This is a genomic window from Streptomyces diastatochromogenes, from assembly GCF_002242805.1.
Classification (GTDB): domain Bacteria; phylum Actinomycetota; class Actinomycetes; order Streptomycetales; family Streptomycetaceae; genus Streptomyces; species Streptomyces diastatochromogenes.
In genome coordinates this window covers 44,282-68,539 of the sequence record NZ_MCGQ01000017.1, presented here as the reverse complement: position 1 = coordinate 68,539, position 24,258 = coordinate 44,282, and the positions used below count along the sequence as shown (strand labels likewise).

The 24,258-nt window shown below is 71.6% G+C and carries 23 protein-coding genes; 12 read left to right on the top strand and 11 right to left on the bottom strand.

Annotation, left to right across the window (positions count from 1 at the left end; translation table 11 throughout):
• Positions 1 to 70: 70 nt before the first annotated feature.
• Positions 71 to 562: an inorganic diphosphatase gene (locus tag BEK98_RS21925; protein WP_010044289.1), complete on the bottom strand. Its 492-nt coding sequence runs from the start codon at positions 560 to 562 to the stop codon at positions 71 to 73.
• 124 nt (positions 563 to 686) lie between these two features.
• Between BEK98_RS21925 and dacB the strand changes: the two genes are divergently transcribed.
• The 6 genes from dacB (at position 687) to folE (ending at position 8,308) form a co-directional block, all read left to right on the top strand.
• Positions 687 to 2,243 carry a D-alanyl-D-alanine carboxypeptidase/D-alanyl-D-alanine endopeptidase gene (gene dacB / locus BEK98_RS21920; protein ID WP_094218334.1) on the top strand — a complete coding sequence of 519 codons (1,557 nt, stop codon included), beginning with the start codon at positions 687 to 689 and terminating at the stop codon, positions 2,241 to 2,243.
• A 69-nt stretch (positions 2,244 to 2,312) separates the two neighbouring features.
• Entirely contained in the window at positions 2,313 to 3,461 is a 1,149-nt protein-coding gene (locus tag BEK98_RS21915; RefSeq protein ID WP_094218333.1) for a zinc-dependent metalloprotease, read from the top strand.
• A 193-nt stretch (positions 3,462 to 3,654) separates the two neighbouring features.
• Positions 3,655 to 4,692, top strand: a complete 1,038-nt coding sequence (gene tilS / locus BEK98_RS21910) for a tRNA lysidine(34) synthetase TilS (RefSeq protein ID WP_094218332.1) — start codon at positions 3,655 to 3,657, stop codon at positions 4,690 to 4,692.
• A gap of 84 nt (positions 4,693 to 4,776) precedes the next feature.
• Complete coding sequence (hpt, locus tag BEK98_RS21905) at positions 4,777 to 5,337, top strand: hypoxanthine phosphoribosyltransferase (RefSeq protein WP_094218331.1); 561 nt, start codon at positions 4,777 to 4,779, stop codon at positions 5,335 to 5,337.
• A 195-nt stretch (positions 5,338 to 5,532) separates the two neighbouring features.
• Positions 5,533 to 7,572, top strand: a complete 2,040-nt coding sequence (gene ftsH, locus BEK98_RS21900; RefSeq protein WP_094218330.1) for an ATP-dependent zinc metalloprotease FtsH — start codon at positions 5,533 to 5,535, stop codon at positions 7,570 to 7,572.
• A gap of 130 nt (positions 7,573 to 7,702) precedes the next feature.
• Positions 7,703 to 8,308, top strand: coding sequence for a GTP cyclohydrolase I FolE (gene folE, locus BEK98_RS21895; RefSeq protein WP_094218329.1), 606 nt, complete (start codon positions 7,703 to 7,705; stop codon positions 8,306 to 8,308).
• Between the two features lie 46 nt (positions 8,309 to 8,354).
• Here the strand turns inward: folE and BEK98_RS21890 are convergent, their stop codons facing one another.
• The 6 genes from BEK98_RS21890 to BEK98_RS21865 form a co-directional block, all read right to left on the bottom strand.
• On the bottom strand, positions 8,355 to 8,843 hold the full coding sequence (locus BEK98_RS21890) for a DUF3180 domain-containing protein (protein WP_094218328.1): 489 nt from the start codon (positions 8,841 to 8,843) through the stop codon (positions 8,355 to 8,357).
• Between the two features lie 58 nt (positions 8,844 to 8,901).
• The gene (gene folK, locus BEK98_RS21885; protein WP_094218327.1) at positions 8,902 to 9,513 is read right to left on the bottom strand and encodes a 2-amino-4-hydroxy-6-hydroxymethyldihydropteridine diphosphokinase; all 612 of its coding nucleotides are present in this window, start codon (positions 9,511 to 9,513) and stop codon (positions 8,902 to 8,904) included.
• A complete protein-coding gene (gene folB / locus BEK98_RS21880; RefSeq protein ID WP_094218326.1) occupies positions 9,510 to 9,869 on the bottom strand; it encodes a dihydroneopterin aldolase in 360 nt (119 codons plus the stop codon). Before folB ends, folK begins: the two co-directional genes overlap by 4 nt.
• A gap of 249 nt (positions 9,870 to 10,118) precedes the next feature.
• Entirely contained in the window at positions 10,119 to 10,658 is a 540-nt protein-coding gene (locus tag BEK98_RS21875; protein ID WP_094218325.1) for a nuclear transport factor 2 family protein, read from the bottom strand.
• On the bottom strand, positions 10,655 to 11,515 hold the full coding sequence (gene folP / locus BEK98_RS21870) for a dihydropteroate synthase (RefSeq protein WP_094218324.1): 861 nt from the start codon (positions 11,513 to 11,515) through the stop codon (positions 10,655 to 10,657). The genes BEK98_RS21875 and folP overlap by 4 nt, the downstream gene beginning before the upstream one ends.
• A gap of 136 nt (positions 11,516 to 11,651) precedes the next feature.
• Positions 11,652 to 13,466 carry a phosphatidylglycerol lysyltransferase domain-containing protein gene (locus BEK98_RS21865; RefSeq protein WP_094218323.1) on the bottom strand — a complete coding sequence of 605 codons (1,815 nt, stop codon included), beginning with the start codon at positions 13,464 to 13,466 and terminating at the stop codon, positions 11,652 to 11,654.
• A 226-nt stretch (positions 13,467 to 13,692) separates the two neighbouring features.
• Here BEK98_RS21865 and BEK98_RS21860 point away from each other — a divergent pair, with 226 nt between their 5' ends.
• Entirely contained in the window at positions 13,693 to 14,820 is a 1,128-nt protein-coding gene (locus tag BEK98_RS21860; RefSeq protein WP_094218322.1) for an alpha/beta hydrolase, read from the top strand.
• 97 nt (positions 14,821 to 14,917) lie between these two features.
• Complete coding sequence (locus BEK98_RS21855; RefSeq protein WP_094218321.1) at positions 14,918 to 16,375, top strand: hypothetical protein; 1,458 nt, start codon at positions 14,918 to 14,920, stop codon at positions 16,373 to 16,375.
• Positions 16,376 to 16,435: 60 nt separating this feature from the next.
• On the opposite strand, the gene BEK98_RS21850 is transcribed toward BEK98_RS21855, so the two are convergent.
• The gene (locus BEK98_RS21850) at positions 16,436 to 17,773 is read right to left on the bottom strand and encodes a PH domain-containing protein (protein WP_094218437.1); all 1,338 of its coding nucleotides are present in this window, start codon (positions 17,771 to 17,773) and stop codon (positions 16,436 to 16,438) included.
• Entirely contained in the window at positions 17,758 to 18,261 is a 504-nt protein-coding gene (locus tag BEK98_RS21845) for a PH domain-containing protein (RefSeq protein ID WP_094218320.1), read from the bottom strand. The genes BEK98_RS21850 and BEK98_RS21845 overlap by 16 nt, the downstream gene beginning before the upstream one ends.
• Before the next feature lie 31 nt (positions 18,262 to 18,292).
• On the opposite strand from BEK98_RS21845, the gene BEK98_RS21840 reads away from it, so the two are divergent.
• Positions 18,293 to 19,441, top strand: a complete 1,149-nt coding sequence (locus BEK98_RS21840; protein ID WP_094218319.1) for an NADH-quinone oxidoreductase subunit D — start codon at positions 18,293 to 18,295, stop codon at positions 19,439 to 19,441.
• 10 nt (positions 19,442 to 19,451) lie between these two features.
• Here BEK98_RS21840 and BEK98_RS21835 read toward each other — a convergent pair whose 3' ends face one another.
• Positions 19,452 to 20,540 carry an SAM-dependent methyltransferase gene (locus BEK98_RS21835; protein WP_208643188.1) on the bottom strand — a complete coding sequence of 363 codons (1,089 nt, stop codon included), beginning with the start codon at positions 20,538 to 20,540 and terminating at the stop codon, positions 19,452 to 19,454.
• Positions 20,541 to 20,658: 118 nt separating this feature from the next.
• Here BEK98_RS21835 and BEK98_RS21830 point away from each other — a divergent pair, with 118 nt between their 5' ends.
• Positions 20,659 to 21,864 carry a sensor histidine kinase gene (locus BEK98_RS21830; protein WP_094218318.1) on the top strand — a complete coding sequence of 402 codons (1,206 nt, stop codon included), beginning with the start codon at positions 20,659 to 20,661 and terminating at the stop codon, positions 21,862 to 21,864.
• A gap of 74 nt (positions 21,865 to 21,938) precedes the next feature.
• A complete protein-coding gene (locus tag BEK98_RS21825; RefSeq protein WP_094218317.1) occupies positions 21,939 to 22,610 on the top strand; it encodes a response regulator in 672 nt (223 codons plus the stop codon).
• 175 nt (positions 22,611 to 22,785) lie between these two features.
• On the opposite strand, the gene BEK98_RS21820 is transcribed toward BEK98_RS21825, so the two are convergent.
• The gene (locus BEK98_RS21820; RefSeq protein WP_094218316.1) at positions 22,786 to 23,889 is read right to left on the bottom strand and encodes a DUF5937 family protein; all 1,104 of its coding nucleotides are present in this window, start codon (positions 23,887 to 23,889) and stop codon (positions 22,786 to 22,788) included.
• Between the two features lie 162 nt (positions 23,890 to 24,051).
• Between BEK98_RS21820 and BEK98_RS49085 the strand changes: the two genes are divergently transcribed.
• Positions 24,052 to 24,258: a hypothetical protein gene (locus BEK98_RS49085; protein ID WP_167444226.1), complete on the top strand. Its 207-nt coding sequence runs from the start codon at positions 24,052 to 24,054 to the stop codon at positions 24,256 to 24,258.

The window sequence follows — 24,258 nt, the reverse complement described above, 5'->3', positions numbered from 1 at the left end:
CAGTATGCGCATGGGTGCGCGAACGGGCCGCACGCGTGCGCGTGCGGCCCGTGGCAACAGGGAGCCTCAGTCAGTGGCCGCCCTGCTCCTTGAAGCGCTTGTAGGACCGCTCGATCTCGATCTCGGCGTCCGTGCGGCCCACCCAGTTGGCACCCTCGACCGACTTGCCGGGCTCCAGGTCCTTGTACACCTCGAAGAAGTGCTGGATCTCCAGGCGGTCGAACTCCGACACGTGGTGGATGTCGCGCAGGTGCTCCACCCGCGGGTCGGTGGCCGGAACGCACAGCAGCTTGTCGTCGCCGCCCGCCTCGTCCGTCATCCGGAACATGCCGATCGCCCGGCACTTGATCAGGCAGCCCGGGAAGGTCGGCTCGTCCAGGATGACCAGCGCGTCCAGCGGGTCGCCGTCCTCGCCGAGAGTGTTCTCGACGAAGCCGTAGTCGGTCGGGTAGGCGGTCGAGGTGAAGAGGCGACGGTCCAGGCGGATCCGACCGGTCTCGTGGTCCACCTCGTACTTGTTCCGCGAACCCTTCGGGATCTCGATCGTGACGTCGAACTCCACCGGTGGCTCCTCCATGATCAGCACATAGTTCTGGTGGTTAAGTGTCCCTCACGCAGGTGTGTGATCGCGAAAGGGGCTGGTGGTCGTGCCAGAGCTGAGGTCTTGGCGAGCCGCGAGACCGCATGTGGTGCGGATCGCGAACGCCGTACGACCGCGACTGGCGCGCGCCGCGACGGCCGCGCAACCACGGATCGCGCGGCTGACGAAGGCAGTGCGCCCCGGGCTTGCACACCTCCCTGGGCCGCGAGCCGTCAGGACCTGGCAGTACACCGCGGGCGCCGCCACCGCCGGGCTGGCACTGGCCGCCGGTGTGGTGACCCTCGCCGGCCCCTGGGACGCCAACGGTCAGCGTACGGCCGAGCGGGACCGCGCAGTCGCTCTGGAGCGGTCAGGTGGCGCAGATCACGGCGACTCCGGCACGCGCGCGCGGGGGCCCCGGCCCGCACCGAGCGCCCCGGCTGTCCTGACGGGCCTGGGCGGCACCACGGGCACGGTCAGCACCAAGAAGGCCCCGCCGGGCCAGAAGGCCCTCGCGGACGTCCTGGGGCCGCTCCTGGGCGTCTCCGCGCTCGGCGGCGGCCACGCGGCGGCCGTCGTCGACGTCAGCACCGGCAAGCAGCTGTACGGCACCGCCGCCGACCGGGCCTTCACCCCGGCCTCCACCACCAAGATCGCCACCGCCGTCGCCGCCCTGTCCGCCCTCGGCCCCGACCACCGCCTCACCACCCGCGCCGCGCTCGAACCCGACACCGGGGAACTGGTCCTGGTCGGCGGCGGCGACCCCACCCTCACCGCGCACCCGAAGGCCGAGGGCTGGGCGAGCCTGCGCACGCTCGCCGCCGACACGGCCGCCGCCCTGAAGAAGCGCGGCATCGACAAGATCACGCTCTCCTACGACACCACGCTCTTCTCCGGCCCCGCCGTGCACCCCGTCGGCGTCAACGACAACCTCGCCCCGGTCAGCGCCCTGACCGCCGACGAGGGCCGCACCAACAACTCCACCAGCGGCCCGGTAACCCGCGTGAGCGACCCGGCGGCGGACGCGGCCGGCAAGTTCGCGGACTACCTCCGCAAGGCCGGCGTCAAGACCACGCCCCCCGGCCCCTCCAAGGCCACCAACCGCGCCGAGACCCTGGCCACCGTCTCCTCGCCCCCGCTGTCCGCCCTGGTCGAGCGCATGCTGACCAACAGCGACAACGACATCGCCGAGGCCCTGGCCCGCCAGACCGCCCTGGCGAGCGGCCGGGCGGCGAGCTTCGACGGCGGCGCGAAGGCCATCGCCACCCAGCTGACCAAGCTCGGCCTGCCGATGTCCGGCGCCGCCTTCCACGACGGCAGCGGCCTCAACCGCGACGACCGGCTCACGGCGAACCTCCTCACCGCCCTGCTGGTCAAGGCCGCCGACCCGGCCCGCCCCGGCCTCCGCCCGGTCCTCACCGGCCTGCCCGTGGCCGGCTTCACCGGCACCCTGGCCGCCCGCTACACCGACGGGGCCGCAGGAGTCGTACGAGCGAAGACAGGAACCCTGACCGGCGTGAACACGCTCGCGGGCACGGTCGTCGACCAGGACGGCCACCTCCTGGCCTTCGCCTTCCTGGCCTCCAACACGACCAACGCCCAGGAGGCCCAGTCGGCCCTGGACAGAACGGCCACGGCGTTGGCGGCCTGTGGCTGCGGCTAGTTGAGAAACCGCACCTCACCCGACCCCCGCTCCCTGCCCCAAGCGGGAGCGCTCACGTACCGTTGACACATGACGAGCTTCGGTGGCACCGCATCTCCCGGGATGGTCGACTGGAACCTCGCGGTGGCGACCGCGACACGGCTCGTACGACCGGGCCCCGAGGTCAGCCGCGACGAGGCCAGGGCCGTCGTGGCGGAGCTGCGCCGGCACGCGAAAGCCTCGGAGGAACACGTCCGGGGCTTCACTCGTATGGGCACCGCGGAAACCCACGACACCCCCGTCCTCGTCGTCGACCGCCCCGGCTGGGTCCGCGCGAACGTCGCCGGCTTCCGGGAGATCCTCAAGCCCCTCCTGGAAAAGATGCAGGAGCGCCGCGGCAGCAGCCCCGGCAACGCCGTCCTCGGCGCCGTCGGCGGCAAGGTGACCGGCGTCGAACTGGGCATGCTGCTGTCCTTCCTCTCCTCCCGCGTCCTCGGCCAGTACGAGACCTTCGCCCCCGCCTCCCGCGACCTCCCGGCCGGCGGCTCCCCCGATTCACCGAGTGGCGGCGGCCGCCTTCTCCTCGTCGCGCCGAACATCGTCCACGTGGAGCGCGAACTCGACGTCGAGCCCCACGACTTCAGGCTCTGGGTGTGCCTGCACGAGGAGACCCACCGCACGCAGTTCACCGCCGTGCCCTGGCTCCGCGACCACCTGGAGGGTGAAATCCAGTCGTTCTTGGCGGAGACCGACGTCGACCCGATGACCGTCCTGGAACGCGTCCGGGAAGCCGCCCAGTCCCTCGCCGGCGGCCGCCCCGAGGGCGAGGAGGACGACGGCGGACGCTCCTTCGTGGAGCTGGTGCAGACCCCGGCCCAGCGCGAGATCCTCGGCCGCCTCACCGCGGTCATGTCCCTGCTGGAGGGCCACGCCGACTTCGTCATGGACGGGGTGGGCCCGAGCGTCGTACCGACCGTCTCCGAGATCCGCGAGAAGTTCCAGCAGCGCCGCGCCAGGGGCGCCTCCCGCCTCGACCTCGCCCTGCGCAAGCTGCTCGGTCTGGATGCCAAACTCAGGCAGTACCGGGACGGCGAACGCTTCGTGCGTGCCGTGGTCGACCACGTCGGCATGGACGGCTTCAACCGCGTGTGGACATCTCCCAACACCCTGCCCACCAAGGCGGAGATCGCCAAACCGGCGGACTGGGTCGCACGGGTGCACCGCAAGGCCGAGTCGTGAACCGCATGAGGAAGTCGTGAAACGAATCCGGCCGACGGCAGGCGAACGCCCCTTCAATCACCCGTCCGAGGGACCGTGAGCCATGGGTAGGCGTGCAATGCTCGGGGAACGGCCCGCTTCTGTCACCATCTACACACTCTGAGTGACCGAACCTCGGGCTCACCCCCCGAAAACTTCATGAAGGGAACCGGACATGGGTCCCCATCCTGCGGTCGCGGCGATACGCCTGGCGGTCCGCCGCGTCCTCCACGACCTCCTCACCGACCTCAGCCGCACCACCGATGAAGCCCGCGAACCCAGCCGGCACGAGCGCACCCCCTCCCCGCTCGTGCTCGTCGCGTGCTCCGGCGGCGCCGACTCCATGGGCCTCGCCTCGGCCCTCGCCTTCGAGGCCCCCAAGCTCGGCATCCGCGCCGGCGGCATCACCGTGGACCACGGCCTTCAGCCCGGCTCCGACCTCCGGGCCGAGGAGGTCGTCCTCAGGCTGCGCGAACTCGGCCTCGACCCCGCCGAGTCCATCGCCGTGACCGTCGGCCGCGAGGGCGGCCCCGAGGCCGCCGCCCGCGACGCCCGCTACGCCGCCCTCGACGCCGCGGCCGAGCGCCACGGCGCCGCCGCGGTCCTGCTCGGCCACACCCGCGACGACCAGGCCGAAACCGTCCTGCTCGGCCTCGCCCGCGGCTCCGGCATCCGCTCCCTGTCCGGAATGGCCGCGGTCTCGGGGGCCGGCGGCCGTTACCGGCGGCCCTTCCTGCACCTCGACCGGCAGACCGCCCGCAAGGCCTGCATGGTCCAGGCCCTGCCCGTCTGGGACGACCCGCACAACGCCGACCCCGCCTACACCCGTTCCCGGCTGCGGCACGAAGGCCTGCCCGCCCTGGAGAAGGCCCTCGGCAAGGGCGTCGTGGAAGCCCTCGCGCGCACCGCCCAGCTCTCCCGCGACGACGCCGACGCCCTCGACGCCTGGGCCGGCCAGGCCGAGGCCTCCGTACGCGACGCCACGGGCCTCCTGGAGTGCGCCAAGCTCTACGCCCTCCCGCCCGCCGTACGCCGCCGCATCCTGCGCCGCGCCGCCATCGAGGCCGGCGCCCCGGCGGGCTCCCTCTTCGCCCGTCACATCGAGGAGGTCGACCGGCTGATCACCGGCTGGCGCGGTCAGGGAGCCATCAATCTCCCGGGCAAAGTCGTCGCCCAGCGTCAGGGTGGCAGACTGGTTATCCGGCAAGGCTGAATCCCGACCCACGGAGCGACCCTCCGACGGGCCGGACAGCCGGTGGCCGTAAGAGCGGCCGTAAGTGCGGGACGACCGAAAGTGATGCGGGTGGACGCGAAAGACATGGGTGCCGACCTCAAGCAGGTACTCATCACCAAGGAAGAGATCGACGCGAAGCTGGTTGAGCTGGCCGCGAAGATCGACGCGGAGTACGCGGGCAAGGACCTGCTCATCGTCGGCGTCCTGAAGGGCGCAGTCATGGTCATGGCGGACCTGGCCCGGGCGCTGTCCACCCCCGTCACCATGGACTGGATGGCCGTGTCCTCCTACGGCGCGGGCACCCAGTCCTCCGGTGTCGTGCGGATCCTCAAGGACCTCGACACCGACATCAAGGGCAAGCACGTCCTGATCGTCGAGGACATCATCGACTCCGGTCTGACGCTGTCCTGGCTGATCAACAACCTCGGCTCCCGCGAGCCCGCCTCCCTCAAGGTGTGCACGCTGCTGCGCAAGCCCGACGCCGCCAAGGTCGCCATCGACGTGGAATGGGTCGGCTTCGACATCCCGAACGAGTTCGTCGTCGGCTACGGCCTCGACTACGCCGAGAAGTACCGCAACCTGCCGTTCGTCGGTACGCTCGCGCCTCACGTCTACGGCGGTTGAGCCAACCGGGCCAGCCCTTGTAAGACGATCGGGAACCCCAGCGGGTTTCGCGCCGTTGGAGCAAGCAGAGACGGGAATGCCAGCCGTCCGTGCCACTCCGTGCGGCTTCGGACAACAATGCTGGGGTACCGTCAGAAGAACTGTCTTATCAAACTCACTATGGCAGGAGGGACGGGGCGGCACCGCTCCGTATGGATGGACGTGAAGCGATACTTCCGTGGGCCGGTCATGTGGATCGTGCTGGCCGTCCTTGCCGTGGTCGTGTTGATGCAGGTCGTCGGCTCGTCCGGCGGCTACAAGACGGTGGACACCGGCCAGGTCGTGGCGGCGATCAACGAGAACAAGGTCGAATCGGCCAAGCTCACCACCGGTGACGAGCAGACCATCAAGGTCACCCTCAAGGACGGCCAGAAGGTCGAGGGCAGCTCGAAGATCCAGGCGAGCTACATCGGCGACCAGGGCGTGGCCATCGCCGGCACACTGCAGACCAAGTACCAGGACAAGCAGATTCCGGACGGCTACACCGTTTCGCCGTCCAAGCAGAACCCGTTCCTCGGCGTCCTGCTCTCCCTGCTCCCCTTCGTCCTGATCGTGGTCGTCTTCCTGTTCCTGATGAATCAGATGCAGGGCGGCGGCTCCCGGGTCATGAACTTCGGCAAGTCCAAGGCCAAGCTCATCACCAAGGACACCCCGAAGACGACCTTCTCCGACGTCGCCGGCTGTGACGAGGCCGTCGAGGAACTCCACGAGATCAAGGAGTTCCTCCAGGAACCGGCCAAGTTCCAGGCCGTCGGCGCCAAGATCCCCAAGGGCGTGCTCCTCTACGGCCGCCCCGGCACCGGCAAGACGCTCCTCGCGCGCGCCGTGGCCGGCGAGGCCGGGGTGCCCTTCTACTCGATCTCCGGTTCCGACTTCGTCGAGATGTTCGTCGGTGTCGGTGCCTCCCGGGTCCGTGACCTCTTCGAGCAGGCCAAGGCGAACGCCCCCGCGATCGTCTTCGTCGACGAGATCGACGCGGTCGGCCGCCACCGCGGCGCCGGCCTCGGCGGCGGTCACGACGAGCGCGAGCAGACCCTGAACCAGCTGCTCGTCGAGATGGACGGCTTCGACGTCAAGGGCGGCGTGATCCTCATCGCCGCGACGAACCGGCCCGACATCCTCGACCCGGCGCTGCTCCGCCCCGGCCGCTTCGACCGCCAGATCGCGGTCGACCCGCCGGACCTGCAGGGCCGCATGGAGATCCTCAAGGTCCACCAGAAGGGCAAGCCGGTCGCGCCCGACGTCGACCTGGCCGCCGTCGCCCGCCGCACCCCCGGCATGACCGGTGCCGACCTCGCCAACGTGCTCAACGAGGCCGCGCTGCTCACCGCCCGTGGCGACCAGAAGCTGATCGACAACAAGGCTCTGGACGAGGCGATCGACCGCGTGGTCGCGGGCCCGCAGAAGCGGACCCGGATCATGTCGGACAAGGAGAAGAAGATCACCGCGTACCACGAGGGCGGTCACGCCCTGGTCGCGGCGGCCTCGCCGAACTCCGACCCGGTCCACAAGATCACGATCCTCTCCCGCGGCCGCGCCCTCGGCTACACGATGGTGCTCCCGGACGAGGACAAGTACTCGACCACCCGCAACGAGATGCTCGACCAGCTCGGCTACATGCTGGGCGGCCGCGCCGCCGAGGAACTGGTCTTCCACGACCCGACCACCGGCGCCGCGAACGACATCGAGAAGGCCACCAACCTGGCCCGCGCGATGGTCACGCAGTACGGCATGACCGAGCGTCTCGGCGCCATCAAGTTCGGCGGCGACAACAGCGAGCCCTTCCTCGGCCGTGAGATGGCTCACCAGCGTGACTACTCGGAAGAGGTCGCCGCGCTGGTCGACGAAGAGGTCAAGAAGCTCATCGAGAACGCGCACAACGAGGCCTGGGAGATCCTGGTCGAGAACCGCGACGTGCTCGACCAGCTCGTCCTTCACCTGTTGGAGAAGGAGACCCTGGGCAAGGAGGAGATCGCCGAGATCTTCGCCCCGATCCACAAGCGCCCGCCGCGGCCCGCCTGGACCGGCTCCTCCCGCCGCACCCCCTCCACCCGCCCGCCGGTGCTCTCCCCGAAGGAGCTGGCACTGACCAACGGAGCGAACGGAGCGACGGCGGCGATCAGCACGGCCAAGTCGACGGCGTCGGAGTCCGCCCCGGTGACGGACAAGACCCCGGAAGACCGCCCCGAGAGCTGAACACTTTCAGCCACTAGGCCGGAATGAATGCCGCGGCCCTCAGGTTCTAGCCTGGGGGGCGCGGCATTTCGCATGTCCGCAGAGAGCGCGCGTGGACGCACGCGTGACAGGTACAGGAACGAGGAACCAGATGACCGACCCCGTGACCCTGGACGGTGAGGGCACCATCGGCGAGTTCGACGAGAAGCGCGCCGAGAACGCCGTACGGGAACTGCTCATCGCGGTCGGTGAGGATCCGGATCGTGAGGGCCTCAGGGAGACGCCGGCCCGGGTGGCGCGGGCGTACAAGGAGATCTTCGCGGGCCTGTGGCAGAAGCCCGAGGACGTCCTGACGACGACGTTCGACCTGGGGCACGACGAGATGGTCCTCGTGAAGGACATCGAGGTCTACAGCACCTGTGAGCATCATCTGGTGCCGTTCCGGGGCGTCGCCCACGTCGGCTACATCCCGTCCGTGACCGGGAAGATCACCGGCCTGTCCAAGCTGGCCCGGCTCGTGGACGTCTACGCCCGGCGCCCGCAGGTGCAGGAACGACTCACCACGCAGATAGCGGACTCCCTGATGGAGATCCTGGAGCCGCGGGGTGTGATCGTGGTGGTCGAGTGCGAGCACATGTGCATGTCGATGCGGGGCATCCGCAAGCCGGGCGCGAAGACGATCACCTCGGCGGTGCGCGGTCAGTTGCGGGACGCGGCGACGCGGAACGAGGCGATGAGCCTCATCATGGCGCGCTGAACGACCTGCGCCGAACGATCCCGCACGACCTCTGCGGAGCCGGTGGTCAGGCCGCCGGCTCCGCGCCCGCGTGGTTGTGGTCCTCGTCCTCAGGGAGCTTGCAGACGCGCTCCAGGAACAGGGCCGCCGCTATCACGGCGATGCCGGCCAGGACCGAGAAGCCCGCGTAGAAGGCCTGGTCGCGGCGGGCGGGGATGTCGAGGAGTTCCAGCAGGAAGACGCCCGTGCCGCCGTACATACCGGCGACCAGAGCCGCCACCAGGGCGCTGGCCTGGCCGAAGACGACCGCTCGGGCGGCCATCAGGGGGTCGACGCCCTTGGCGCCGGGGCGGCGCTCGCGCTGGGCCTTGAAGCGGGCGCGCAACGAGAGCGCCGTGGCGAGCAGGACCACCGCGATCAGGGCGAGGACGATGGGGGCGGCCAGGGGGACGCTGGGGAGTGTCCCGATCGAGTTCCAGAGGCGGGCGCCCGCCCAGGACAGGACGCCGGCCACGACGAACACGCCGGCCAGCACCCTGATACGCAGCTCTCTCACGGTGTCCCTTCAGCTCCCCCGGACCGGTCCCGGACTGTGGTCGTCTTGACCTTAACGACTACTCGGGCAGTCGGAGTTCCAGGTCCCGGCGGGCCTCGATGCCGTTGCGCGTGACGGCCGACAGAAGTTCGGCCACCGTGCCCCGGCCGGGCAGCTGGGCCTGCGGGTCGATGTCGTGCCAGGGCGCGAGCACGAAGGCGCGCTCGTGGGCGCGCGGGTGGGGGAGGGTGAGCCGCGGGTCGTCGGAGGTGACGTCCGCGTAGGCGACGATGTCGACGTCCAGGGTGCGCGGTCCCCAGCGTTCGTCACGGACCCGGTTGAAGGCCTCCTCGACGGCGTGGGCCCGCTCCAGCAGGGAGGACGGGGGCAGGGTGGTCTTCAGGACGACGACGGCGTTGAAGTAGGAGGGCTGGCTGCCCGGCTCGACGCCCCAGGGTTCCGTCTCGTAGACCGGCGACACGGCCTTCACACGGACGCCGGGGGTGTCCTCCAGGGCGTCGACGGCTCCCTGGAGGGTCTCCAGGCGGTTGCCGAGGTTGGAGCCGATGGAGATCACGGCCCATTTCGGGTTGCTCAGTGTCGTGTCGGCGGCGTCCACCTGCTCGACGACCGACGCGGGCACCGGCTGGACGGTCGGGTCGCTGTGACCCTGGGCGAAAGGTCGGGTCATACTCGGCTCCGGGTGATGGTGACGGTCACGTCGTCGAAGGGGACGGTGATCGGGGCGTCCGGCTTGTGGACGCGGACCTCGACCTCCTGGACTCCTTCGTGCTTCAGGCAGGTCTGGGCGATCCGCTCGGCGAGGGTCTCGATGAGGTTCACCGGCTCGCCCTCGACCACGGCCACGACCTCTTCGGCCACGATGCCGTAGTGCACGGTCTTCGCCAGGTCGTCGTCGGCCGCGGCCGGCCGGGTGTCCAGGCCAAGGACGAGGTCCACGATGAAGGTCTGGCCCTCCTCGCGCTCCTTGGGGAACACACCGTGGTGCCCGCGGGCCTTCAGGCCGCGCAGCGCGACACGATCCACGCGAATCACTCCTGCAATCGTCGGGAACGGCCGGTCGGTGTCGCGTGCGGGCGGCACACCGGCCTCTGACGAATCTACCTGCGGGTGCTGACACAGCCGGGTGACGGGGGCGCGTGCCAGGGCGGGCACCCGGAGGCTTCACCGTGTGTTTCCCCTGGGGAACCCGGCCGCGTCATGGGCCGGTAGCCGCACATACCCCCGGGTAGGTGATTCCAACCACTTCTTGGTCCGTGTGGGGCGCGTACCCGGTCACCCGAGAGGGTTGTCGTCCGGATCCATGCCGTTCGTTCCGTTCTGGTCGTTTTCTTCTTCCTCGTCGGTTTCGGCGAGGACGGGGGAGGCGTGGTGCGACCAGAGCTTCCAGCCGGCGGGGGTGCGCCGGAACACGTTCGTGGCGACGACGAGCTGACCGACCAGGGGGCCGAGTTCCGCGCCCTCCTCGGGGGCGGGGCCGCCGCTGAGGATGTTCTCGGTACAGGTCACGAGGGCCGTGTTGCCCGTGACGGAGACATGCACGTCGGTGAGGAAGAACTGGATGTAGTCGGTGTTCGCCATGATCAGCGCGTACGACCTGAGGACGTCGGAGCGGCCGGTGAGCACCGGCCAGCCGGGGTGGACACAGGAGATCACGCCGGTGTCCGCCGGGTCGTGGTACTCCTCGTCGACGCCCAGGTCGGAGGGCGTGAGCCAGAGCGAGGACAGTTCCTCGAAGTCACCGCGCTCCATCGCCTCGTAGAAGGCGGTGTTGGCGGCCTCCACCTGTTCGACGTCCGTGTGGGGGGCGCTCACCGGGCTCCTTCAACGGCTCGCGCGACGCGTACCGCGTCCGCGGTGGCGCGTACCTCGTGCACACGCACCGCCCACGCGCCGGCGTGCGCCGCGAGCGCGGAGACGGCGGCCGTGGCGGCGTCGCGCTCGCGGGCCGGCGGGGGCGCGGCCTCCGGGCCGGCGAGGACGCGGCCGAGGAACCGCTTGCGGGAGGCGGCGACGAGCAGCGGGTGGCCGAGGGCGTGCAGGCGGTCGAGGTGGGCGAGGAGGGTGAGGTCGTGCTCGCCCTCCTTGGAGAAGCCGAGGCCGGGGTCGACGACGATGCGGTCGGGGGCGATGCCGCCCTCGAGAACGGCCTCCACGCGCGCGTGCAGTTCGTCCATGACTTCGGCGACGACGTCCTCGTACACGCCCTTGACGTTGCCGCCCTGGAGGAAGCCGCGCCAGTGCATGACGACGAAGGGGGCGCCCGTGGCGGCGACCACGGGGATCATCGCGGGGTCGGCGAGGCCGCCGCTGACGTCGTTGACGAGGGCGGCGCCGGCGGCGAGGGCCTGCTCGGCGACGGAGGCGCGCATGGTGTCGACGGAGACGACCACGCCCTCGGAGGCGAGGCCGCGCACGACGGGGATGACGCGCCGGAGTTCCTCCGCCTCGTCGACGCGGGTGGCGCCGGGGCGGGTGGACTCGCCGCCGACGTCCACCAGGTCCGCGCCCTCGGCGACCAGGTCGAGGCCGTGCTTGACGGCGACGGTCGTGTCGAACCAGCGGCCGCCGTCGGAGAAGGAATCGGGGGTCACGTTCACGACCCCCATGACCGCACACCGGTCCCATGCCGGAAGGCCTGTCACTCGGCCGCGCCCGCTGAGGTTGTTCATACGTTCAGCGTAGGCCCAGGGGGGTGCCCTCAACGCGCGGCGGCCCGGGCGGAAGCCCCCGGTGCTGGAGGGGGTGGGGCTTCCGCCCGGGCCGGTCGGGCGCCGGACCGGGCTCTGCGCGTGGGCAGAGCCCGGGTCAGGCGGCTCGGACGTCGCGTTCCGCGACCGAGTGCGCGCAGGGGCGCTCGGCGGCCGCCCTGCGCCGGCGCAGGAAGCGCGGGAGCGGCAGGGCGAGATTGACGAAGCCCTCCGCCTGCATGGCGGCGAAGCCGATGCGGGGCAGGTCGGCGGAGGCGCGGTAGACGACGAAGCGCGGCTCCCAGCGGGGCTGGAACTTGGCGTTGAACTTGTACAGCGACTCGATCTGGAACCAGCGCGAGAGGAACACCAGCAGTCCGCGCCAGGCGCGCAGCACCGGACCGGCGCCGATCTTCTCCCCGCGCGCGAGGGCGGAGCGGAACATCGCGAAGTTCAGCGAGACCCGCGTGATGTCGAACTTGGGGGCGGCCTGCAGGGCGGCGACGATCAGCAGTTCGTTCATGCCGGGGTCGGCGGTGCGGTCGCGGCGCATGAGGTCCAGGGAGGCGCCGTCCTCGCCCCAGGGCACGAAGTGCAGGATCGCCTTCAGGTCGCCGTACTCGCCGGGCTCGTCGTCCTGCTTGTGGGCGGTGGCGATCAGGCAGTCGCCGTCGGTGGGGTCGCCGATGCGGCCGAGCGCCATGGAGAAGCCGCGCTCGGTGTCGGTGCCGCGCCAGTCCTCCGCCGCCAGGCGGATGCGCTCCAGCTCGGCCTCGCCGAGGTCACGGATGCGCCGTACCCGGGTTTCGTAGCCGGCCCGCTCGATGCGCTTGACCATCTGGCGCACGTTGCGCATCGCGCGTCCGGCGAGCGAGAAATCCGCCACGTCGACCACCGCCTCGTCGCCCAGTTCCAGGGCGTCCAGGCCGGTCTCGCGGGTCCACACCTCGCCGCCCGTCTCCGAGCAGCCCATGACGGCCGGGGTCCAGGAGTGGGCCTTGGCCTCGTCCATGAAGCGTTCGATGGCGCCGGGCCAGGCCTCGACGTCGCCGATCGGGTCGCCGCTGGCGAGCATCACGCCGGAGACGACGCGGTAGGTGACCGCCGCCTTGCCGCTGGGCGAGAAGACGACCGCCTTGTCGCGGCGCAGCGCGAAGTGGCCGAGGGAGTCGCGGCCGCCGTGCTTGTCCAGCAGGGCGCGCAGCCGGGTCTCGTCCTCCTCGGTGAGGCGGGCGGCCGGGTGCTCGGGGCGGAAGGCCAGGTAGATGGTGGTGACCGCGGTCAGCCAGCCGAGGGCGCCGAGGGAGAAGGCGACCGTCCAGGAGGTGTTGCCGTCGTAGTCCAGGGGGCCCTCGAAGCCGAACAGGCCGTAGACGACGTGCGTCAGCCGGTCGGCCAGGCTCGGGTCGCCCAGCATGCGGTTCGGGTGGACGCTGACGATGACCAGCCCGAGGGCGAGGGAACCGGCGGCCATGAGGACGAAGTTGGCGAGTGCGCGCCAGCGGCTGCGCGGGTCGGGCAGGGCCGCGAACTCGTCGCGGTGGCGCAGCAGCGGGACGAGCAGCGCCAGCGAGATGAGCATCCCGATGAGCGAGTGCCGGTACACGAACTCGGCGGCGGCGCCGGCCGGCAACAGCGCGACTGCGGCGCGCCACGCTCGGCGCTTGCGCCGTTTGAGCCCGTGCGCGAGCAGAAGCAGCAGCACGCCGGCGCTGAGCGAGAGCGCCGCGGCGAAGGGCCCGAAGGAGCCGGGCAGTACCTCGGCCAGGGTGTGCATCCGGCTGTGACGGAAGCGCGGGAACACGCCCGCGGCAATGTCCAGCACGCCCACGAGGGCGCACGCCCTGGCGACCAGAGCGGGGACGGCCTCGGGGCGCGGGCCGCGCAGTATGCGCCGCGCCCGGCTTGATCGGCCCGGAACCCCGCCCGACATTTCCCCATCTATCCTGACAGACATCGCATCCCGTAGTTCTGCGAGAGACCTTGAACCCGGTGCCGATCGGGGCATCCGGCGACATTGCGCCCTCTAGGACGGTGTCTCGGGGAGAGAGGTTTACTCCCCTCCGGAAAGTCGGGTCAAAGGCCAAGGAAAGCCCCGGGCAAGCCTTCGCAACGATGCTGGGCGGGCCAAGGGCAGAAAGCGCAGGCAGGAACAGCCCATGGGTCTCACGAGCAACAAGGTGCTGGCGCTTGCGGTCATGTTCGCCGCAGCGCTGTTCGTCGCAACGGTGTGGCTGTGGCCGCGGCTCGCCCGGCAGAGCTGGCGTGCCGTCAGCGGGCGTGTCGGCCTGCTCCTCGCCACCCAGCTCGCCCTCTTCACCTCCCTGGGGATCGCCGCCAACCAGGCCTTCGGGTTCTACGCCAGCTGGGCGGACCTGTTCGGCCAGGAGACCGACCAGGGTGTCGTGATCAACCACACGGGCAACTCCGGTACGGGCGGCCCGCTGCAGGTGCTCTCCACGTCCCTGGTCCAGGGCGTGAAGGGCTCGCGACCGCAGACGGCGGGACAGGTCCAGAAAGTGGACATCGTGGGCCGTAAGACCCACATCGCCACACCGGCGTACGTCTATCTGCCGCCCGAGTACTTCCAGCCGCAGTACCGCACACGTACGTTCCCCGCGGCCGTCGTACTGACCGGCTACCCCGGTACGGCCCAGGCGCTGGTGGACAAACTGCACTACCCGCGTACGGCGCAGGAGCTGGCCAAGGACGGGCGGATGCAGCCGATGATCCTGGTCATGCTGCGGCCGACCGTGGCGCCGCCGCGCGACACCGAGTGCGTGGACGTCCCGGGCGGGCCGCAGAGCGAGACCTTCTTCGCCAAGGACCTGCCCGAGGCCGTACTCGCGCACTACCGGGTGGGCAAGCGGCCCGGCAGCTGGGGCATCGTCGGCGACTCCACCGGGGGCTACTGCGCGCTGAAGCTCGCCATGCACAACCCCAGCGTCTACGCGGCCGCCGCCGGTCTCTCGCCGTACTACAAGGCGCCGATCGACCCCACGACCGGTGACCTCTTCCAAGGTGACCGGAATCTGCAGAATCGTGCCGACCTGTGGTGGCTCCTCAAGCACGAGCCGGCGCCCGACACCTCACTGCTCGTCACCAGCAGCAGGATCGGCGAACACAACTACAAGGACACCCTCAAGTTCATAGAGGGTGTGCAGGCCACGAACCTGACCCGGATCTCGTCGATCATCCTGGACAGCGGCGGGCACAACTTCAACACCTGGCGCCGGGAGATCCCGCCGACGCTGCAGTGGCTCAGCGGGCGGCTCAGCGACCGCTGAGCCGCCGGGTGCCCGATGCCGGGTGAAACCTCCGGTGTGGCTGTGTTTTTACGGGGCGGGGGTCCACGATTCGCCTACGCGCGGTAAGTTTCTGGCCATGCCACGTGGACGCCACCGCCATTCACCGCCTCTGCACCGGCTGTTGCCGCCGTCGGCGATCGCCGGCGTCTCCGTCGTCTGCGCGCTGGGTCCCTGGGTGTTCTCCGAGGTCACGGTGTTGCGCACGCTCGCCGCGGCCGCCGCGGCGACCGCTGTCGTCGGCGCCGTCGTGATGCGCCGCTGGGACTCCCAAGCGGGCAAGCACGTCGCCGACCTCACACGCGCGCGTGTCAGCGACGAATGGCGCTACGACGAGCGGGTCGCCGAACTGGAGACCGACCTGGAGGAGTCGCGCGAGCTGCGCACCAAGCTCGAACAGCGGCTGCGCGCCAAGCGCGCGGAACTGGCCGGGCTGCGCAACGAGCACGCGGCCCTGCTGCGCCGGTACGCCACGGCGGAGACCGAGCGCGCGAGCGCCCTGGAGGGGCGCCGGCTGCTGGAGATCGAGGCGGCCGAGCCGTCCGGCGCGCCGGCGCTGCCGCCTGCGCGCAGCGCGGAGCCGGAGGCGGCCGAGGTTGCCGAGCCGGAGGCCGCGGAGACGGCCGGGTCCGCCGAGGCTGCCGAGGAGAAGCCGAAGGCCGGTCCGGTGTTCTCCGTCGGGGGCGCCCAGCTGTTCCTGCAGGCCGCGGTGGCGCTGTCCCGGCTCGACCGTGATGGGGCGTCAGGCAAGACTGAGTCGGCCAAGGCTGAGTCGGCCAAGGCTGAGTCGGCCAAGGCTGAGTCCGGCGAGGCTGAGTCCGCTAAGGCTGAGTCTTCCAAGGCCGAGTCCGGCGAGGTTGAGCCGGTCAGGTCCGAGTCTGCCAAGGCCGATGCCGCCAAGGTCGAGTCCGCCAAGACTGAATCCACCAAGACTGAGTCCACCAAGGTCAAGCCGGTCAGGTCCGAGCCCGTCACGTCCGCGGCCCGCGAGGCCGAGTCCCCGAAGGTCGGATCCCGGGAGGTCGAGGCCTCGAAGGCCGGGTCCGTCGAGGCCTCGGGTGGCGGTGCGCACCAGCAGACCGCGCACCATCAGACCGCGCAGAAGCAGCCCGCACAGGAGGGCGAGGCGCAGGGGAAGCTTGAGGCGGCCGGTGGGCACACGCGCGCGGCCGCCACCTCTTCGACGCCGGACCAGCCCGCCAAGTCCGCGGGGCGGCAGCCCGCCGGTCACTTCACCGTGCCGACCGCGGTGGCCGTCGTACCGGCCACGCCCGTGCGGCGACCGGCGATCGAGGGCGGGTTCGACTTCTTCGGCACCCAGAAGCAGACGGCGTCCGCCGCGCTGGAGTCCGTGCAGAACGAGGACCTCGCCGACGTCGTCGGCCAGGAGGCCCTCGCGCTGCACAAGGCCGAGGCGGAGGCCGAGTTCAAGCCCGCCGACGAGGAGTCGCGCGGTGCCGGTCAGGTCATCGACCTGACCGCGCACGACGAGACGGAGCAGATCGACCTCCAGGGGCTGCGCACCGCGGCCTCCTGAGCCGCCGGCAGGCACCCGCCAGGCACCGAGCCCGGTTCACCCGCGAGGGGTGGGCCGGGCTCACGTCATCCAGCGGTCGGGGCGGGCGTCCCTGCGGCCGGTGCGGGACCGCTCCGCCTGGGCGCGCAGCAGCCGCGCGGCCTCCTCGGCGTCCCGTAGACGGGCCGTGACGGTCTTGTCGGCCCCGGTGTCCACATGGACGTCGGCGAGCCGCCACAGCCGCCCCCAGGGGCCCTGGGTGAGCCGTACGCTCTGCACCTTGGCGTGCGGGACCAGCGACAGGCGGCGGCGCAGCAGGCCGTGCCGGGCGGCGAACACCGCTTCGGTGACGGCGAGGCCGTGCCCGCGCCACCACACCGGCACGCACCACCCGGCCCGCCGGGGCGGGCGGGACAGCGACGCCGGTACGGTCACGCCGGGCAGTATGCGCGCTATGGCCGACTCGGCCACCGCGCGCGGGGCGACCGGCACCAGCACGGAGTTGTCGGACCCGGCCACGTCCAGCTCCACCCGTACCCAGCCGCGCCGTCGCCACAGCAGCGGCTCCACGATCCGCACGGTCTGCACCCGCCCCGGCGGCACCGTCTCGTGCGTGCGGTCGAGCAGCCCGTGGTCGATGCGCAGCCCGTCCGGGGACTCGCCCACCGTCCAGTCGTACTCGGCGACGAACCGCCCCGCGCTGCTCGCGCCCGCCGCACCGAGCAGCGGCAGGGCGGTGGCGAGGACCGTCCACACGCTGTGGGTGGCGAGCCACAGCACGGGCGGTACGACGAGCGCGGCGGTCAGGGAGCCCCAGGTGGCGCCCGTCAGCACGAGGGAGAGCGCCAGCTCGCGCGGGGGCACGTGCAGCAGCTCGTGCGCCGGCGCCTCGCCCACTTCGTGCGCCGTCTCGGGTGCGAAACCCGCTGCGCGCGCGAGCAGCTCCGCGCGCAGGGCGCGCGCCTCCTGCTCGCCCAGGAAGGCGAGTTCGTCCTTCTTGTCGGCCCCGACGACGTCTATCCGCAGCTTGGCGACACCCGCCACGCGCGCGAGGAGCGGACGCGTGACGTCGACCGCCTGGATGCGCTCCAGCCGGATGTGCGCGGTGCGCCGGAACAGCAGCCCGGTACGGATGCGCAGTTCGCTGTCGGTGACCGCGAAGTGCGTGAACCACCAGGACAGGAAGCCGTAGAGGCCGGCCGCCGGGACCAGCACGGCGAGCCCGATGAGCAGCATCGTGGAGGTCAGCCGCTGCAGCTGCTCCTGCGCGCCGTTCGGGTCGTGCCCGGCCCAGCCGGCGAGTACGGCGACCGGCGCCCATGCCCGCCGGAAGGGCGTGACGGGGTGCAGTCGTCGTTCGGCGACGGGCGGGCGCGCCGGTACGCCGTCCAGGTCCGATGTGGTCACAGGCCCGCCGATCGGGCCTGGCCCAGCTCGGTGAGCCGGTCGCGCAGCCTCTCCGCCTCGGCCGGGTCCAGACCCGGGATGGTCGCGTCGGTCGCAGCGGCCGCCGTGTGCAGCTGCACGCTCGCCAGCCCGAACCAGCGCTCCACGGGGCCCGAGGTGACCTCCACCAGCTGCATCCGCCCGTACGGCACCACGGTCTCCTCGCGCCACAGGACGCCGCGGCTGATCAGCAGGTCGTCGGCGCGCTCGGCGTACCGCCAGGAGCGCCAGTTGCGGCCCAGCAGCCGCCAGCCCCACGCGGCCAGGGCCAGGGGGAGCAGCGCGAAGGCGGCCCAGACCCATCCCGCGAGCAGGCCGGGCAGCAGCCCCGCCGCGAGGGCGAGCACGCCCGCCCACACCGCCAGCAGCAGCCGGCGCATGCGCAGCAGGCCGGGCGGCAGCATCCGCCACACCGGCTCGTCCCCCACCAGCCCGGTCTCCTCCGGGATCCCCGTTTCCATGGAGCAAGCGTACGTAGGGGAAACTGGGTCCATGACTGCGACGGAGACCACGGTCGGCATCGGCGGCGCCGCCGAGAGCACGGACATGGTGCTCAACATCGGCCCCCAGCATCCGTCCACGCACGGCGTGCTGCGGCTCAAGCTCGTGCTGGACGGGGAGCGCATCGTCCATGCGGAGCCGGTGATCGGCTACATGCACCGGGGCGCGGAGAAGCTCTTCGAGGCGCGCGACTACCGGCAGATCATCATGCTCGCCAACCGCCACGACTGGCTGTCGGCGTTCTCGAACGAGCTGGGCGTGGTCCTCGCCGTGGAGCGGATGCTCGGCATGGAGGTGCCTGAGCGCGCGGTGTGGACGCGCACGCTGCTCGCCGAGCTGAACCGGGTGCTGAACCACCTGATGTTCCTCGGGTCCTACCCGCTGGAGCTGGGCGGGATCACGCCGGTCTTCTACGCGTTCCGGGAGCGCGAGGTGCTCCAGAACGTCATGGAGGAGGTCTCCGGCGGGCGCATGCACTACATGTTCAACCGCGTCGGCGGCCTCAAGGAGGACCTGCCGGCCGGATGGACGGCACGCGCGCGTGCCGCCGTCGCCGCCGTGCGCTCTCGTATGGACGTCTTCGACGACCTGGTGCTCGGCAACGAGATCTTCCGGGGGCGGACGCGGGACGTGGGGAAGCTCGCGCCGGAGACCGTGCACGCCTATGGCGTGAGCGGGCCCATCGCGCGCGCCTCGGGCGTCGACTTCGATCTGCGCCGCGACGAGCCGTACTTGGCCTACGGCGACCTCCAGGACACGCTGAAGGTCGTCACCCGGAGCGAGGGCGACTGCCTCGCCCGCTTCGAGGTGCTCCTGGAGCAGACCCACAACGCGCTCGACCTCGCCGACGCCTGCCTGGACCGGGTCGCCGAGCTGCCTCCCGGGCCGATCAACCAGCGGCTGCCCAAGGTGCTGAAGGCGCCCGAGGGGCACACCTACGCGTGGACCGAGAACCCGCTCGGCATCAATGGCTACTACCTGGTCAGCAAGGGCGAGAAGACCCCGTACCGGCTGAAGCTGCGCTCCGCGTCCTACAACAACATCCAGGCGCTGACCGAGCTGCTGCCGGGGACGCTGGTGGCGGACATGGTGGCGATCCTGGGGTCGATGTTCTTCGTGGTCGGGGACATCGACAAGTGAGCCGCAGGCCCTAGGGGAGTGGGTCCGGGATTCCCACTGGCTGAAGCAGCCAGCCGAAGTCGCCGAGGCCGCCCGGGGCGGTGAGTTCGGCGGCCTCGCCGGCGCTTGCGAGGGCGCGTACGTAGGCCGAGGGGTCCGTGGAGGCAAGCGTGAGCGGGGGGCGTGCGCCGGTGAGGTCCAGGGCGCGCAGTGCGGCGCGTTGCGTGAGCAGGCGCGCGGCAGGGAGTGCGCGCGCCGTGTCGGAGGGCGTGCGCGCCGTATCGAGGGGCGTGTGCGCCGTGCGAGCCGTTGTGCGGAGCGACGTGCACGCCGCCGTGCACGCGTCCAGTGCCACGTGCGCTGTGATGTCGCACGACCCGTCCGGCACGGGCGTCGTCTCGCGCCCCTCCCGGAAGCCGGTGAGCGTCCCGAACGGGGGGCGCGCGTCTGCGGTGTGCGCGTAGTCCACGGCCACCGCGAGCCCCCGCGCCACCCGGTCCACCGCGGCCGCCCACGCCAGGTCCCTGGGCAGCCCGATCTCCGCGCGCAGCCCCTCCTCGCCCGGCAGCGGCCACCATCGCGCCAGCCAGTCCGCGTCCGCGCCCGACACCGGCTCCCCGAGCCGCTCGGTGCCGTCCGCCGCGACGAGCACCAGCCGGGGCACGCCTGCCGGGTCCACCTCGGCGACGTCCACGGGCACGTTGTCCAGCCACTCGTTGGCGAACAGCAGCCCGGTGATCGCGTCCGGGGGCTCGCTCAGCCAGGTGATCCGCTCGTCCAGGCCCGCCGGACGGCCCGCGATCTCGACGGCGTACCCGCGCGCGCGGGCGGCCACGTCGGCCGGTAGGGCGGCGAGCACGCCGGTCACCAGCTCCCCGCGTCCGGCGCCCATGTCGACGAAGTCCAGCGTCGGCGGCCGTCCGAGCGCCTCGTCGACCCGGCACAGCAGCCGGGCCACGGCGCCCGCGAACAGCGCGGACGCGTGCACGGACGTACGGAAGTGACCGGCCGGGCCCTCGGGCCGCCGGTAGAAGCCGTGCGGGCCGTAGAGCGCCTCCTGGGTCGCCTCCCGCCAGCCGCGTCCCTCGCGGATGCTCTCCGCCGTCGCCTCATCCGTCACCGGGACAGACTAGGCACACAGGTGATCACGGCATCCACCTTGCGGAGTACGCGTGCCCCGTGCGGATCGGCCCTCCGGTTGACCCCTGCACGCATCTCGTTTCCCTACTCTGGGTTACGTGCAGCGCCTCTATGACTTCCTCCGCAGGCACCCGACGTGGGTCGACAGCTTCTGGGCCGTCGTCCTGTTCGGGCTTTCCGGCGTGAGCGTGGTGAGTCAGAGCCGCGTGCCCGGCCACCACATGCCGATGGGCGGCGGGTGGGCGGTGTCCGCCGTCCTGTGCGTCGTCGTGGCGCTGCGCCGTCGCTACCCGGAGCCGATGCTGCTGCTGGCTCTCGTGACCGGGCTGGCCCAGCTGGTCCTGGACATCGAGACGACCGCGGCCGACTTCGCCATGCTGGTGATCACCTACACGGTCGCCGCGGTCGGCGCGCGCTGGGCCTCCCGGCTCGCGCTCTTCGTCAGTCTGACCGCGGCCGCCCTGGCGCAGATCCGCTGGCCGGACCACGAGTCCAGCGCGCTCGGCCAGCTGGCGATCGGGGTGTTCCAGACCGTGCCGTTCGCCCTGGCCTGGGTGCTCGGCGACTCCATGCGCACCCGCCGGGCCTACTTCGCCCAGCTGGAGGAGCGTGCCGCCCGGCTGGAGAAGGAGCGCGAGGCACAGGCGAAGGTGGCGGTCGCCGCCGAGCGCGCCCGGATCGCGCGCGAGCTGCACGACGTCGTGGCGCACAACGTGTCGGTGATGGTGGTCCAGGCCGACGGCGCCGCCTACGTCCTGGACGCCGCCCCCGACCAGGCGAAGAAGGCCCTGGAGACGATCTCCTCCACCGGCCGTCAGGCCCTCGCCGAGATGCGCCGCCTGCTGGGCGTGCTGCGCACCGGCGAGCACCAGGAGAGCGGGGAGTACGTCCCGCAGCCGGACGTCGAGCAGATCGACGACCTCATCGAGCAGTGCCGCAGTTCCGGTCTGCCCGTCGACTTCAAGGTCGAGGGCACCCCGCGCCCGCTGCCCAGCGGGGTGGAGCTGACCGCGTACCGCATCGTGCAGGAGGCGCTCACCAACACCCGCAAGCACGGCGGGCCCAACGCGGGCGCGAGCGTGCGGCTGGTGTACTTCGACGACGGGCTCGGCCTGCTCGTCGAGGACGACGGTAAGGGCGCCCCGCACGAGCTGTACGAAGAGGGCGGCGCCGACGGCCAGGGGCACGGCCTGATCGGCATGCGCGAGCGGGTCGGCATGGTCGGCGGCACCCTGGACGCCGGGCCGCGCCCGGGCGGAGGATTCCGCATCAGCGTGCTGCTCCCGCTCAAACCGGCGCACTGACGCCGCCGCACGCCCCCTGTTGACACCTGTCACGCCCCCCAGAGCAACCCCCAGAGCCAATGGAAGAGGACCCGATGACGATCCGCGTGATGCTCGTCGACGACCAGGTGCTGCTGCGCACCGGGTTCCGGATGGTGCTCGCCGCCCAGCCGGACATGGAGGTCGTCGCGGAGGCGGGTGACGGGGTCGAGGCCCTTCAGGTGGTGCGGTCCACCGACGTCGACGTCGTCCTGATGGACGTGCGCATGCCGAAGCTGGACGGCGTGGAGGCCACCCGCCGCATCTGCCAGGAGCCGAACCCGCCGAAGGTGCTCATCCTGACCACCTTCGACCTGGACGAGTACGCCTTCTCCGGGCTGAAGGCGGGCGCCTCCGGCTTCATGCTCAAGGACGTGCCGCCCGGCGAGCTGCTGACGGCCATCCGCTCCGTGCACAGCGGCGACGCGGTGGTGGCGCCCTCCACCACCCGGCGCCTGCTGGACCGGTTCGCGCCGATGCTGCCCTCCGCCGGCCGGGAGCCCCAGCACAAGGAGCTGGAGCGGCTCACCGACCGGGAGCGCGAGGTCATGGTGCTGGTCGCGCAGGGCCTGTCGAACGGCGAGATCGCGGCCCGGCTGGTGCTGTCCGAGGCGACGGTGAAGACCCATGTGGGCCGCATCCTGACCAAGCTCGGCCTGCGCGACCGCGTGCAGGTGGTGGTGCTGGCGTACGAGACCGGACTGGTGCGGGCCGGCGGCCACGGCTGACGCCCCCTCGGCGAAGTCCGCCGCAGTTCGGCAGCGCCCTGAAGGGGCGCGGGGCCGTGCTTGACATGCGGCTACCGCCGCGTGGGCGCGACCAGCCACGACGGTGCCGCAGGCGATCGACGGCACATCGCGGCCCCGCGGCGGTAGCCGCATATCGGCACAGTCAGCGGAGCGCCTAGCGCAGGACGCCCTCGATGAAGTCGCTGCCCAGGCGGGCCACCGCGGACAGGTCCAGCTGGTGCTGGACGTACCGGCCGCGGCGGCCGCTCGTGATCAGGCCCGCCTTCTTCAGCACTGCCAGGTGCCGGGATATCTCGGGGGCGGACATGCCGTGCGCGTCCGCCAGCTCGCTCGTGGTGTGCTGGGAGCGGGCCAGATGGCGGCACAGCCGCATCCGCACCGGGTGGGCCAGCGCCTCCAGGCGGCGCGTGAGCTGCTCGACGGACGGCACCTGCGGGTGGGAGCCGCTGACGGGATAGGTGATCGTGGGCTGCCAGCCGTACCGGTGCAGGACCATCACATGCGGCCAGCCGAGGCTGGTCGGCACCAGGACCAGGCCGCCGTCGCCGATGGCCGTCCGCCCCACCAGGAGCTTGTCGACCGTGATGAGCCCGGCCTCCTCGTCCAGCGAGACGGCACCGGAGAGCGAGGCGAGGGCCTCGCCGAGGCCCTTGTGGCGCAGCAGTTCGGTCTTGTGCCGGGCGTCCGCAGCGAGCTGGGGCTGGAGCCGGGCCCAGGTGTCGGCGAAGAAGGCCTCGTCACAGTCGAGCATGAGCTGCCGGAACCAGGCGCGGACGGCCGGCGGGTCGTCCAGCAGCCGCAGGGTGAACCGCTCCTGGACGGCACCGCGCGCGGCGGCCAGCTCCAAGGAGCGCCGGCGCAGCACCGGATCGTCGAGCGGGCCGGGCTCGGCGATGTCGTAGCGCAGCTGGCAGGTGAACTCCAGGGCCGCGTGGACGAACTGCTCGTCCGTCAGCAGGTCCAGCTGGTCCAGTTCCTCGGCGAGGGTGGCGCCCGGTTGCGCGCGCCCGCCGGGGATCCCGGCGAACGGGGCGAAGACGTCGGAGAACGTCGTGCGCCACAGGAAGTCGGCCTCGCACAGCCGGTCGGCCAGGCCCGGGTCCAGCCGGGTCGACACGGCTGTCACCCAGCCCTGCAGCTGCGGGTGGTGGCCGGGCTCGCTGAGCGCGTGCAGCGCCATCCCCAGCTCTGCCAGCGGGGAGGGCACGACGGATACCCGCTCCGGCGGCAGTCCGGCGATGTCGATGGCCACGCTCATGCCCTCCATGGTGCACCCGGCCACTGACAGCGCCCCGTGGATTGACGGCAGCCGTCAATCCACGGGACATCCGCTCCGAGCAGGAGCAGCCTTGAGGACACCGGGGCAGCCGCGGAGCCCGATCAGTCACCGATCAGCCACGTCCCGAGAAGGCGATCCGCCATGAGCATCACGCAGCAGTACCTCCTCGACACCTACCGCGCCCGCCTGCACGGCGAGCCCGACCCGCCCGCGCCGGGCCGTCACGACCGCGACCTGATGCGCGAGCTGCGCGACTACCGGCGCCTTCGCGCGGTCCTCGCCGAGCGCCCGGCCCGCGGGCGACTGCGGCATCTCCTGGAGCGCTGGCTGCGCCTCCGCGCGCTGTAG